We start from the raw sequence: 12,813 nt of genomic DNA, 5'->3' as shown, positions 1-12,813 counted from the left end.
CGCGCCGATCGATTGCCTGCAGCTTGACGTAAAAGTTGTAGACATCGCCGTTGCGGCTCGCACCTCAGCGAGCTTCTCCCGAAGGGTCCAGGCTGATAAGTTAGACGCCTTCCCTGCTCGCCGGTTCTCGCCGGTTGTGAGATTGGTCCAGCCGTCGAGCTCCATGATCCAGTGATCGCGCGGTGGCGCGACGCTGCGCCCAGCGCTCCTGGCAGCCCCGTCGTTGAAGATGCGACGTGCCCTTGCGAGAAGCGATTGAATCTCAGGTCTATCCGCGAGTACGCGCGGCGTCCTGTGCCCCGACTCCCGCCGGCAAGCCGCAGCGACCTGCGCCAGACCGGCATCTCGATGTCGTATTCCTCGCGCAGACTCATGACTGCCCTTGACCAAATCGAGCGATGCTGCGGGACCGCGGTCGCCAAACAGTAAATGTAGCTACCGAAGCCACAAATGTCAAGACACAGCCGTTTGCTTGCTAACGGCGATAGCCATCAAGCGGTTTTTCCGCGTAACTGGAGAAAACGGCGTCTATTCGTGGAAATGCGTTCGCCTAAAGTGCAGGAATGTGTTTCTGAATTCGTGTGCCCCTGAGCCACGTCACGAACCTGGGCTCTGGTGTGCATCTTGGCCGTGGTATCAATCTTGGCGAGCAGCCATTGATGACGGAGGCGCTCGCGCCGGCCGCGGCGTCGACCGCCAGGCCGTGATGAGCATGACGCTGGGCGACTGGATCGACTCCAGACACAGCGTGCTGATCACCGGGCCGACCGGCGGGGTCAAGTCGTGACTTGCCTGCGCGCTGGCGCAGTCCCTGAACGGCACAAAGGGGTTCGCCATCCTCCATCGCGCTCACGCTGCGTAGCACGACATCCCTTTCTCGTCCGATGACGCCTTGCCTTCACGAGAGAAGACTTTCGACTCGCAGCACGCGTGCTGCGCAATCCAGTGACATGTCTCGAGGCGCCGACCAAGCGCTGGAGCTGGATGCTGTTGTGTATGGCGACGCGCTGCGCTCACCGAGCGCCGAACGGCAAGGCCGTGCGCGACGCTACGGCGTCCGCCCACCGAAAGCATCGAGGCTTGCCTTTCATCCGTCCGCCGGGCTCGAAGCGCGCAACCGCTACAGCGGCGCAGTCTCAAAAAATGGGGCGCGCAGCGCCCCGGCCTCGTTCAGACGAGGCCGCGCTCGGCCATGGACACCGTGCGACTTCCAGCGACGACGACGTGATCCAGCACCCGCACATCGATGAACGCCAGTGCGTCCTTCAGCGCCGCCGTCAACGCCAGGTCCGCTCGTGACGGCTCGACCATGCCCGATGGATGGTTGTGCGCCAGGACGACGGCCGCGGCGTTGTACCGCAGCGCACGACGCAGCACCTCGCGCGGATAGACGCTGGTCTGCGTGAGCGTGCCGCGAAACAGGTCCTCGAACGCGATCAGCCCATGCTGCGCATTCAGAAACAGCACCGCAAAGCTTTCGTGCCCCTGCCCTGCGAAGTGCAGCTTCAGATAGTCTGCCACCGCCTTCGGCGAACCAAAGGTCTCGCCCGGCAGCATCTCCTCGACAAGCAGCGCACGCGCCACTCGAAGACCGCACAGCAACGACTCTCCGCCGGGAAACGACGCATCCCGCGCGGCACCGACCAGCCGATGTAGCGATCGCCCATGCGCCTCGTAAAGCCGCACCGCGTCAGCGCCAAGTAGCGAATTCAACGCTACAAGCACTTCACACTCGGTGCGCACGGCCATAAAGGACGACGCCAAGGATTCGGACGACTCCGCGCCAGCGGATGCAGAGGAAGCGGGTGTGTTCATGAGGAAGAACTCCTGTGGATGACACAGGCGGGATTGCCTGCGAGACCCCGCCACCCCGTCGCAGCGCAGCGCTCAAGACCGCCGCAGGCGCGCGGCACGCGCCGAGCACGCGAAGCGCGCGCAGGGCCTTGAACGCGAGAACGATGGGGTAGCCTCAGGGCTCACAGGCAAGCCCTCCCCAGCCCCCCAACGCCAACGAAGGGATTCGAAGCATTGCGCTCACGGTCGCGGTCGTCTGCGCCCCAATGTCGTCATGCGCCGCAAAGCACCAAGACACGCGCCAATCAAGCTGCCCACGGCGTAACGCAGCGCGCGAGCGCTCGTTCCGGCCACGCGCCCAAGTGCACGGCACTTGAGCAACGCTTCACGCCCCGAGTAAGAGGGTCGCGTTGCGACCCTGAAGAAGCGCCCGGCGCATCCATGCGCGTCGATGCGCTTCCGAGCGCCGACCGCGCTTCAGTCGTGCTGCGGCCCGACCATGGCCTGCAGCTGCGCGATCAGCCCAGGCTCCACGAACACGCAAGGCTTGTCAGCCGCCAGCCTGACGTCGAACAGCCGATCGAACACTTCGCGCTTCAGGTGCGCAATCTGACCGGTGCGATACACCTGCTCCGGACGGAGGTTGCCTTGGGCCGACGCAGCTCCACTGCGTCGCGGATCGCATTCGACCAAGGCAACGAACCCCGCGTCGAACATCTTGCGATGCTCGGCGCACAGGCCCCAACCTGTCTGCGTGTGCCGCCCCATGCTCGCGCGCAGACGTCGATCGAGCAGCAGGTGGCCGGTTTCGAAACTGACGCCGCACACCAGGCAGACATGCTGCTCCATCGACACGTGCGATTTCTCATTCATGATGATCTCCGGTTGTCGGGCGGGATTGCCCGAAACCGTGGCCCGCACGGCGCAGCGCAGCGGTCAGGGGTCTATGACGGCCGAAGGCCGCCAGCGCCGCACAGCGGCGCGCAGCCCTTGACGGCGAGAACGCCGTGCTACGGTGAAGGTGCCAGCAAGACCGCACACCCCGCCCCACGCCCTTCGCTCTCCAACGCGGCGCTTAGTGCGAACGCGGGATCTCAAGCACGCGTCGACTCGCCAAGGCCGATGCCACTGGCCGCGACAGCGGCTTCTACCGGGTTGCGAACCGGGCCCGGCACAGAACGAGTGGCACGCATCCCGGATGCCTACAAGAGGCAAGCAAAAAACCGACTCGTCCGAGTCAGGCTCGCTTGTTCATCCAAATGAGAAATTTGGTGGCCGGGGCTGCCTCGAAAAACCTCCCAACCCGCGCCGACACTAGCTTTTCCCTGACTGTCGTGGTTACCGGGCTCACCGTTGGGCACACCAGACCAGCAGCAGCGATTGATTCCGGTTTGGGACCTGATCGCTACTGGCGATTTAACCCACCTCGCTGGGGTGATGCGTAGTCGCCTTCGTTGCATTTCTTCTTTTTTTACTGACAAGTAACTAGCAAATGCAACAAACTCCAGCATGTTCTCGACTTCGACACGCGAACAAGCCGTCCTGGCGTTGGCCAAACAGCGGCCGCTGCTGCGCGCGCGGGATCTCGCCACGCATGGCCTTCCAACGATGGTGCTCAGCCGGCTGGTCGCCGCAGGCCAGCTCGAACGGGTCGCCCGTGGTGTCTACAGCCTGCCGGGGCGCCCACTGAGCGAGCACCGCTCGCTGGCAGAGGTCGCACTCCGCGTGCCGCAGGGCATCGTCTGCTTGCTGTCGGCGCTGCGCGTCCATGAGATCGGCACGCAAGCACCATTCGAAGTGTGGATCGCGATTCCCCGCAACTCGCCAACACCCAGGCTCGACCAGCCCGCGCTGCGCGCCATCCGCATGTCCGGCCCCGCACTGTCCGAAGGCGTCGAACCCATGCAGATCGACGGTGTCAGCGTGCCAATCTTCAACGCGGCCAAGACCATTACCGACTGCTTCAAGTTTCGCCACAAGATCGGCCTTGACGTGGCGCTTGAAGCGCTGCGCGACGGCTGGGCGCAACGCAAGGTGACGATCGATGCACTCTGGCACTACGCCACGATCGACCGCGTATCCAATGTGATGCGACCCTACCTCGAAAGCGTCACGACGTGAGCCGCAACATCGCAGCCTCGATCCGCGCCCGCTTGAAGCAACATGCGGATGCAAGGAAGCAGGACTTCAACCTGACGCTCAACTTTGATGTGGAGAAACGTATCGAAGTGAGCGAGCCACTAGCCCAGGCCGTGGCGGACCTTCAAAGCTTGCTCCAGCCGAACCGGTGCGGCACCTTGTCGATGCTGAAGTCTTCCAGCCTTGTGGCCGAGGTCTGGACGCCAATTTTTCGCTCGAATGGCTCGGCGACGGTGCCGTCAGGCCCTTCCACCCTGTCGATATTGACTAAGTGCCGTATTGTCGATCCTGCTGCGGAAGATTGGCCAATCGCCGGCAACCGGCTTCGCCTCGAGCGAGGAGGACGCCGGCAGCTACACTCGAACAGCGTGACATCCGGTGGCTGTGCACCTGAGAGCGTCTTGGCAAAGAACACGACACAAGGCCGCCAGTGCGAGCTCGCCGCGATCACGCCCAACGCTAAGGCGGCGTCGACAAAGCGAACACGCGAGAGGGCTCCGGCCTCGAAGACCCGTTAGCCGATGCGTCGCGTGTCCATCACAAACCGGGCGTTTCTGAATGGTTCTCCATAGATGCGCTGAAGAGATACCGGTCGGTTGTCTACCGCGTAACTGCGCAGCTCGAGCATGAAGCATGGGCTGGACTGGTCGCAGCCCAAAGAGGCGGCGACATCTGCGGGCATTGCATCGAAACCAACAAGTTGCTCTACGCGCAGAACCGGCACCGAAAGCGCCTGGCTCAACGACTCGCGCAGGTTGGTGCTGTCGGTGACTTCGGAAGGTAGTGAGGCATAGGCATGCTCCGACAGATAAAACTGCGCATGTAGCACGAACTGACCGTTTACATCAACGCGTCGGTCGATGCGTACCAATGCCTCGTCAGTGCCGAAGAAGTCCACGATGTCTCGCTTGGGCTTGATCTTCTTGTGCCCCAGAACATGCCAATACAAAGGCAAGTCATTTCCTCGCGCGTCGCAGAAACGGACGTAATGCGCATTAAGTGCGGCGCCCATTCCGCGCACGAAGCTGCCGCGGCCGTGCTCTCGGATCAATACGCCACGATGCTCGAGTTTCTGAAGCGCCCGCTGCACAGTGCCGACGCTGACATCAAAATCGAGGGCAAGTTTGCGCTCCGACGTCACGCGGTCGCCCTCTTGCAACTCACCCGCAGCGATGCTGGCCAGGATCGAATTCACGATCTGCTGGATCTTGGTCGTTGAAGCTTGCGCGACGTCCCCTTGCTGCATGGCGTATCCCGGATGGTTAAGAAACCGCTACACAGCAGTTTAACTTGCCGCGGTACAACGAGAGGCTGCGCGTCGCTGATTTCGAGCTCAAGTAATGCCAGCGCCAGCGCAATGATGAGCGACAGGTTCATCGGGTCTCGATTGCATCGACGCCGCCAAGCAAAGGGCGGCCGCTACTGCGCGATGTGCTTGCTCGAGAGTACAAAGGTCGCGCGTTGACACGACGTCGATTACCCACATCCGCTGCTGCGCATCGAACGATGCCTCCTTGCAACCGGTTCTTTCGTCGCGCCGACATCCGACCGCCAGCCCCTGGACCGCAATGGGACTGCGTGGCAACGCGGTGGACGACGATTCGGTCCCGCTGCAGCGCGTTCTCGGCGAGCGCTTGCGCAACGTTCGCTTCCTGGTAGACATAAACCACATCGGCTGAGTGCCAGAGATCCTCGGCTCGACGAGTTCAACTGCTGTATTGCAGTTCGCCGACCAACTGCTATAGTGCAGTTTTACTTTAGGCCAAGGTTTCTGTGTCGGCGGCGTCTGCCACGAACCGTTGCCCACAACTTCTCGCGAAGGATCCCACATGATTTTGAGATCGAGATGGATTGCACTGGCGCTGGCTTGCGCGGGCCTCGTTGGCCTGGGAACCCCGGCGCAGGCAGCTGATGAGCCTGTGCGGCTCGGCTGGTACGGCGCGCCCCGGTTGTGGGTGATCGGAAAGGCTACGGCCCTGTTCGAAAAGAACATGGCCGCCAAGGTCGAATGGGCGCAGTTTCCTTCCGGTGCCGCGGCGCTGACTGCGCTTGCGTCCAAACAGGTCGACATTGCGCGGATGGGTTCCTCTCCCACGGTCGCCGGGATTGCGCGAGGGCTTCCCGTCGACGTGATCGCCATTGCCGAAGTCATCTCCACGTCCGAACGACTCATCGCCCGCGCTCCGATCTCGTCCATCGCGGATTTGAAGGGCAAGCGCGTCGCGTATCCGCCAGGCTCGACCGCGCACTACGCGCTGATGGCGGCCTTGAAGGTCAACAAAGTCGCGCCCAAGGACGTGACACTCGTTTCGCTGGCACCTTCCGAGATGGTGGCCGCCTGGCGTCGCGGCGACATCGACGCAGCGTATGTCTGGGGACCATTCACGCAATCAATGGAGGCAGCCGGCGGAAAGGAAATCCTCAGCACGCGCCAGCTGCAGAAGGACGGCTACTTCGTCTTCAACACCTTCGTGGTCCGCAGGGAGTTCGCGGCGCGGTATCCGGACAAGGTGGTCGGCTTCCTTCGCGCGCTTGACCAATCCGCCGATGCGTACAGGCAAGACAAGGACGCCGCGATACAGCTTGTGGCCAAGCATTTGAATCAGGAAGAGTCGCAGGTGCGCGCCACGCTCGAGGGCCTTTACACGCCGCCCAACGCCGAGCAGCTTGAAATGCTCGCCCAAGGTGGCAAGGTGGCGCCAGCCATGATGGACACCGGGCGCTTCTTGGTCGAACTCGGAGAAATCCGCTCGGCGGATTTGCCCTCGAGCTTCGCGCCAGCGCTCAACACCACGTACATGAAGCGTGCGTCGGGAAGATAGAAGGCGCCAAGATGCGACGCTCGAGACAAACCTTGGTCAGTACCGTGGCCGTGGGATCGGTTTTCCTCGCATGGCTGGTGGTCGGCGAGAACAAGCTCGTCGACCCCTTGCTTCTGCCCGGTCCACGCGAAGTGTTCGAGACAGCGACGACGCTGATCACGGACGGATATCGCCAGGTCCCGCTGTGGCAGCACGTGCTCGTCAGCCTTGCGCGGGGCATGGCGGCCTTCGCCGCCGCGGCCGCCACCGGCATTCCCCTGGGCCTGATGATGGGGCGCTTCGCCACCCTCAACGCCATCTTCGACCCTTTCGTGCAGTTCCTGCGGCCGCTGCCGAAGCTCGCGTTGATTCCGCTCGTGATCGTCTGGTTCGGCATCGGCGAGTTTTCCAAGTTCCTGCTGATCTATCTCTCTACTTTCCTCACGGTGGTAGTGAGCGCCGCGGCCGCGGTGACCGGCGTCCAGGAAGACAGGATTCGCGCAGCGCAGTCCCTTGGCGTGAGCCGCACGCAATTGTTTCGCTTCGTGATCCTCCCCAGCGCGATGCCAGAACTGTTTACCGGCGTACGCGTGGCGATCGGCATCGGCTGGACCACGCTGATCGCCGCCGAGATGATCGCGTCGAGCTCCGGCCTTGGCTGGATGGTCATCAACGCGAGCTCCTACCTTCGGACCGACGTGGTGCTGCTCGGCATTCTGCTGCTCGGCGGCGTTGGCTATCTGCTCGATCTGGCGCTGGTGACCGCGCAGCGCATGAGCGTTCATTGGTCCGGAAAGGGTTAAGACATGGACAGCCAAGCTCTGAAATCGCGCGACAAAGTCAAACTCCGCGGTGTCGCAAAGAACTACGAGGATCCTAGACGCGCCCGCACCACGCACGCGGTGGAAGACTTCACGCTCGACATTCAGGACGGCCAGTTCATCTGCCTGCTGGGCCCGAGCGGATGCGGGAAGTCGACCGTGCTGAACATGGTCGCGGGTTTCGAAGAGGTCAGCGCCGGCAGCATCGAAGTCGATGGCGCGGCGGTGCGCGGCCCGTCGCCGGAACGTGGCATGGTGTTTCAGCGCCCCATGCTGTTTCCCTGGCTCACCGTGATCGACAACATCACCTTCGGGCCACGTATGGCGGGACAAGCCAGAGATCGCTACCTGCCGGGCGCCAAGCGCTACATCGAGCTCATGGGCCTGTCCGCCTTCGAGAACCATTACCCCTACGAGCTCTCGGGCGGAATGCAGCAGCGCGTGGCGCTCGCCCGCGCCTGGATCAACGAGCCAAAGCTGATCCTGATGGACGAGCCCTTCGGCGCGCTGGATGCGCAGACCCGACTGCAGATGCAGGAGCTACTGCTCGAAGTCTGGGAGCGGCTTCGCACGACAGTGCTCTTCATCACCCACGACATCGACGAGTCGCTCTTCCTGGCCGACAAGGTGGTGGTCATGAGCGCACGGCCGGGTCGCATCAGGGAGTGCCTCGACGTCGGGATCGAACGGCCTCGACGCTACGAGACGCTGATTCACGACGAGCGCTTCATCCGTGCCAAGCAATTCATCTTGCAAGCCATCCGCGGCTGAGCGCGGCGTGGCAAAACCACATCAAGGAAAGACACAGCCATGACCGTCCATCGAATGGATCTCTACGCGCGCTTGCTGGAGGACAGGGAGGTGCTGTGCGGCTTGGCCGCGCAAGCCGGCGCTCGGCTTCAGATACCGACCGAGCTCAAGGGCCTGATTGGCACCTCGGGTGCCAGTTCGGCGTTGCCGGGCTCGATCCGGCAGGACGTGCTCGAAGCGATGTCTTCGGTGTCCGCTGACTTCGTGTCACCCAAGGCGTTGGGGGACGAGATCCGACGACTCGTCAAATCGGTCTACGGCGATGGCTACGACGCCGCGGTCGCCAACAGCTGCGAGGCGGCATTGAGCGTGGCCTACGACGCGTTGTTGACTCCGCCGCAGTTAGGCAGGGGCACCCCCTACCGTGCGCGGTGTATCGGGCTTATCGAACGGCATGCTGAGCACCACCTGAGCTACGGAAGGCCCTTCCCTCCACGTTATAAGGAAATCTTCGCCGACCGCGGCACCACTGCGGGCGAGTTCGGCCTGGGTGGGCGTCGCGCCATGGAGACAGACATCGTGATGGTCCCGATGGCCGGCGCGCGCTATGACGCGCACGGCCCCAAGATGACGCCGTGCCCGCTGCTCCTGGAAACCGATTCGTTGCGCGCGGTCGAGACGTTGCGCGTTGCAGCCGACATCCATGCGGCCGACCTCGCTGGCTTCGTCACCCTGGGCTACGATACCCCTGGCTACGGATATGGTGACAAGAACGCCCACGGGGTGCCGGCGATCCAGGCGGCAGTGGGCGAACTCGCGCAGCATTTCGGAGTGCCATACATCGTGGACAACGCATGGGGCGTGCCGTTTGTGGGCACTGACCCGAGGCTCGTCGGTGCGGACGTGATGCTTTACAGCATGGACAAGGTCGCGGGCGGGCCAACCAGCGGTCTGATTGTCGGTCGCGAAAACGCCATGGTGAACGTCCGCCGCGCCTTGGGCGTGCACAGCGAGCGCTTCGGTCCTGGCTCGGCGCACGGAAAAGGCGTGTATGCGTCGGTCGACCCTGGCAGGCTGTCGCTGGCAGCACTGGTGCAGGTCCTGCGCGTGTTACGCGATGAGCCCGAGCGGCTGAGCGGCCCGATCGACGCGACGCATCGCATCGTTCTCGAAGCCTATGAACGTCATGCCAACATGTTGGGACCCGGCTTTCTCATTACCAAGTCGTATAACCTCGGCGGCGTCGAAATAAACTACGAGCGCAGTTGGAGCGGGACCGATTTCGGGCTTCCAATCTTCAGCAACGAAGACCGTATCGCTGGCGCGCACGTGCTTAGCCACATGATGGCGCGAATGGGTGTGCTGCTGATCCAGTCCGAGGACGGCAACATCGTGCTGACGCCCGGCCTGGGCACGCTGGACCGCCAAGGGGTGCTTCGCGAGGATCGCATGCGGCACGTGGTCGAGGCACTATTCACCGCGCTGGGCCTGCTGCGCGAATGGGCCGATGCGCTGGCCCCGGTGGAGGCGTGAATTATGGCTGCCCGCCACGCCATTGCCACGCCGAACGCGCCCGCCGCCATGGGAACCTATTCACAGGCCATCGTCGCGGGACGCATGGTGCACACGGCTGGACAGATCGGCATCGATCCTCGGACGATGGCGCTGGTCCAGAGCGCCGAGGGGCAGGTCGAGCAGGTGTTTCGCAACCTTCAGGCCATTGCGGAGGCCGCGGGATCACGTCTGGACGATGCAGTGCAGCTGACCGTCTACCTCGTCGACCTGTCGATCTGGCCGCTAGTCAACGCATGGATGGTCGGACATTTCACTGCGCCCTACCCCGCGCGCAGCGCGGTAGGTGTCGCTTCGCTGCCGCTCGGCGCGGTGATCGAGGCCCAGGCCGTATTTTCGCTGCCGGATCCGGCTGACGAAGACCTGCCGCAGAATTAAAGTTGACGAGGAGAGATTGGCAACAGCAGGCTTCAAAAGATCGAAGAGCGCGGGTCCTCTCCGTCACTTCCCCACGCTCTGCGTTTCGTGCTGAAGCAAGAGGGCTACCGCCTCGACAATGCCGACCGGCTGTTGTTTACGCTCGAGGCGGCTCTGAAAGAGTCCTGCGACCTGATTCCATCACTCCTGGCTGCATATGGCCTCCCGCCAGCAAGAGGCTTGACTCCCCAAGTCGCCAAGTCGCCAAGTCGCCAAGTGGGCAGTTTGCTGTCTCGCCTGACAGCGCCTGCAGCATGGAGCGGTGTCCATCGAAGGAAACCTGATCGACCGGACAGATCAAGCCCTGGAAAGTCGACACGAAGAATTGGCTGTTCGTGGACGGCCACTCGCCTGCGGGTGAGCGTCAGCAATGATGAGCCTGGTGCAGGCTGCCGAGCTCAATGGCCGGGATCCGCGGGTGTACTTCCGCAACGTGCTGACGCGCATCCACGCGCATACTCGCCAACGGCTGACGATCTGCTTCGGCATCGCTGGTGGCCGAGGACGGGGATTTCGGCCGATGACTCGAGCTCGAGCCGGTGTTCCGTACTTCGGCCCCACCCGGAGCTTCGCTGGGATGAAAAAGTGGCCGATCTTTAGTGGCGGGACAACCACCATCGGTACGTAATACGTGGCGCCGAAGTGGCCACGCGCCGCGAACATCAATCCACGGACGAAGGCATTCAGGAAGTCCGCGGTCCCCGCCACGGGTTGCGGACTGCGTCCGGCCTTGGGCTCACCATCGCTCCAGAATAAAAGGCGTGCCATTCATTGCTACACGAGATTTGGTGGCTCGCTATCAGGCTTTATCCAGCTTTCTAGCCGCTGGATGATTCGCCAACGGCACAAAACGATTCGCCCCTATCTCGAACGCTTCGATCGATCCGCTCTCAATGTCGTAGACCCAGCCGTGCAGAGTCAGCGTACCCTGGGCAATTGCAAGCGCAACAGACGGGTGCGTTCGCAAGTTGTTCAATTGGGCGAGTACGTTCTCCCGCACCATGCCATCTACGCGCGAGCGTTCGTCCGCGTGAGGCTTCGCTTCATTGATCATGCGGGCGGCATCAGCGTAGCGCAGCCAAGACTTTACAGCAGGCATCGTGTCCATGCAGGCACAGGTTGCAATCGCCTTCATGGCGCCACAATCAGAATGCCCGCAGATGACGATGTCGCTGACCTTCAAGGCTGACACGGCGAACTCAACGGTTGCCGAGACGCCTCCGGGTTCTGGACCGAATGAAGGAACGATGTTGCCTGCGTTGCGCATGACAAACAGATCTCCCGGCTCCCGTTGCGTAACGAGCTCGGGCACCATCCGACTGTCCGAACACGAGATGAACAACGCCTTTGGGGTCTGGCTCTTTGCCAACTCCCTGAAGAGCTCTTTACGAGTGGGGAATATTTCCGCCTGGAAGCGAAGAAAGCCGGCAATGATGTCTTGCATGGCCGTAGTCTAATCATAAGCAATGGGACGTACGCCCTCCACCCGCAGTTGAGAGAACCTGACAAAGTGGCGGTGTCACCCACCGCCTGAACCGGGGCGTCGTTATGAATATCACGGCTATTCCCATTGACTTGGCCAAGGACGTGTTACAGGTCCTCGGCATCGACGATGCACGGCAAGATGGTCTTGATGGAACAGCTCGGCGAGACCGAGGGACAGGAATCCAGGGAACTCAACAGTCGAGCATCGTGTGGACGCGTCGGGCCCGACGCTACGCGCGTGTGACAGCTCGACCGACCGCGTCCAGGATGAAGCGCGCGAGGGCGGAGCGGCCGGTTCAGGCCCCAAAAGCGCCGTCGATCGTGTGCATGGCACCGGTCACGAAACTGGCCTCCGGCCCGGCCAGCCAGGCGACCATGCCTGCGACCTCGTCCGAGCGACCATGGCGCTTGATCGCCATGAAACTGTGCATCAGGTCCTTCATTGGACCGTTCTCCGGGTTAGCTTCCGTGTCGATCGGCCCCGGCTGCACGATGTTGATGGTGATGCCACGCGGTCCGAAATCCCGCGCCAGCCCTCGAGCCATTCCTTGAAGCGCGGACTTGCTCAGCGCATACGACGCCATGCCCGCGATCGGCATGCGGTCGCCATTGACCGATCCGATCACGATGATCCGGCCGCCTTGGGGCATTCGCCGCGCCGCCTCCACCGATGCGTGGTACGGCGCGTGGACGTTTATACGGAACAAGCGATCCACCGCATCGGGGTCCTGTTCCAGCGCATCGCCGAACAGGGCAATGCCCGAATTCACGACGAGCACATCCAGCGGGCCGCTGGCCCGGACCCGTTCGATGACCGCATCACGGTCAGCGCTGTCAGCCAAGAATGCTCGGCTGCCTGTTTCGCTGGCGAGAGAATGTGCCGCCTCAGGTGAGCCAGCGTAGGTGAATGTCACCTGCGCGCCGTCCCGGGCGAAGCGCCGTACGATCGCTGCCCCGATTCCCCGACTGCCGCCAAGCACCAACACAGATTTGCCCTCGAACGCCGACATGATTGCTCCTTCACATTAATGTAG

The 12,813-nt window shown here is 62.6% G+C and carries 13 protein-coding genes; 8 read left to right on the top strand and 5 right to left on the bottom strand.

What is annotated here, in order from left to right; translation table 11 throughout:
• Positions 1 to 1,170: 1,170 nt before the first annotated feature.
• Positions 1,171 to 1,815 carry a DNA repair protein RadC gene (radC, locus tag INQ48_37195; protein ID QRF61044.1) on the bottom strand — a complete coding sequence of 215 codons (645 nt, stop codon included), beginning with the start codon at positions 1,813 to 1,815 and terminating at the stop codon, positions 1,171 to 1,173.
• A gap of 456 nt (positions 1,816 to 2,271) precedes the next feature.
• Positions 2,272 to 2,667, bottom strand: a complete 396-nt coding sequence (locus tag INQ48_37190; GenBank protein QRF61043.1) for an ATPase — start codon at positions 2,665 to 2,667, stop codon at positions 2,272 to 2,274.
• Between the two features lie 636 nt (positions 2,668 to 3,303).
• Between INQ48_37190 and INQ48_37185 the strand changes: the two genes are divergently transcribed.
• Positions 3,304 to 3,915 carry an AbiEi antitoxin N-terminal domain-containing protein gene (locus tag INQ48_37185; GenBank protein QRF61042.1) on the top strand — a complete coding sequence of 204 codons (612 nt, stop codon included), beginning with the start codon at positions 3,304 to 3,306 and terminating at the stop codon, positions 3,913 to 3,915.
• Positions 3,912 to 4,451, top strand: coding sequence for a hypothetical protein (locus INQ48_37180; GenBank protein ID QRF63204.1), 540 nt, complete (start codon positions 3,912 to 3,914; stop codon positions 4,449 to 4,451). Before INQ48_37185 ends, INQ48_37180 begins: the two co-directional genes overlap by 4 nt.
• On the opposite strand, the gene INQ48_37175 is transcribed toward INQ48_37180, so the two are convergent.
• Positions 4,448 to 5,179 carry a GntR family transcriptional regulator gene (locus tag INQ48_37175; protein QRF61041.1) on the bottom strand — a complete coding sequence of 244 codons (732 nt, stop codon included), beginning with the start codon at positions 5,177 to 5,179 and terminating at the stop codon, positions 4,448 to 4,450. The two genes, INQ48_37180 and INQ48_37175, sit on opposite strands and share 4 nt — an antisense overlap.
• Positions 5,180 to 5,762: 583 nt before the next feature.
• Between INQ48_37175 and INQ48_37170 the strand changes: the two genes are divergently transcribed.
• The 6 genes from INQ48_37170 (at position 5,763) to INQ48_37145 (ending at position 10,922) form a co-directional block, all read left to right on the top strand.
• The gene (locus tag INQ48_37170; protein QRF61040.1) at positions 5,763 to 6,755 is read left to right on the top strand and encodes an aliphatic sulfonate ABC transporter substrate-binding protein; all 993 of its coding nucleotides are present in this window, start codon (positions 5,763 to 5,765) and stop codon (positions 6,753 to 6,755) included.
• A gap of 11 nt (positions 6,756 to 6,766) precedes the next feature.
• The gene (locus tag INQ48_37165) at positions 6,767 to 7,537 is read left to right on the top strand and encodes an ABC transporter permease subunit (GenBank protein ID QRF61039.1); all 771 of its coding nucleotides are present in this window, start codon (positions 6,767 to 6,769) and stop codon (positions 7,535 to 7,537) included.
• Between the two features lie 3 nt (positions 7,538 to 7,540).
• Positions 7,541 to 8,326, top strand: coding sequence for an ABC transporter ATP-binding protein (locus INQ48_37160; GenBank protein ID QRF61038.1), 786 nt, complete (start codon positions 7,541 to 7,543; stop codon positions 8,324 to 8,326).
• Between the two features lie 39 nt (positions 8,327 to 8,365).
• Complete coding sequence (locus tag INQ48_37155) at positions 8,366 to 9,838, top strand: hypothetical protein (GenBank protein QRF61037.1); 1,473 nt, start codon at positions 8,366 to 8,368, stop codon at positions 9,836 to 9,838.
• A gap of 3 nt (positions 9,839 to 9,841) precedes the next feature.
• A complete protein-coding gene (locus tag INQ48_37150) occupies positions 9,842 to 10,255 on the top strand; it encodes a RidA family protein (GenBank protein ID QRF61036.1) in 414 nt (137 codons plus the stop codon).
• A 409-nt stretch (positions 10,256 to 10,664) separates the two neighbouring features.
• Positions 10,665 to 10,922 (top strand): transposase domain-containing protein, encoded by a 258-nt coding sequence (locus INQ48_37145; protein QRF61035.1) that lies wholly within the window; start codon positions 10,665 to 10,667, stop codon positions 10,920 to 10,922.
• A gap of 171 nt (positions 10,923 to 11,093) precedes the next feature.
• Here INQ48_37145 and INQ48_37140 read toward each other — a convergent pair whose 3' ends face one another.
• Both INQ48_37140 and bdcA read right to left on the bottom strand, forming a co-directional pair.
• Positions 11,094 to 11,738, bottom strand: coding sequence for a carbonic anhydrase (locus INQ48_37140; GenBank protein ID QRF61034.1), 645 nt, complete (start codon positions 11,736 to 11,738; stop codon positions 11,094 to 11,096).
• A 337-nt stretch (positions 11,739 to 12,075) separates the two neighbouring features.
• Positions 12,076 to 12,789, bottom strand: coding sequence for an SDR family oxidoreductase (gene bdcA / locus INQ48_37135; protein ID QRF61033.1), 714 nt, complete (start codon positions 12,787 to 12,789; stop codon positions 12,076 to 12,078).
• Positions 12,790 to 12,813: the final 24 nt, after the last annotated feature.

Origin of the sequence: Variovorax paradoxus (assembly GCA_016806145.1) — a bacterium.
Lineage (GTDB): Bacteria > Pseudomonadota > Gammaproteobacteria > Burkholderiales > Burkholderiaceae_C > Variovorax.
This window is presented reverse-complemented; position numbering and strand designations above follow the sequence as displayed.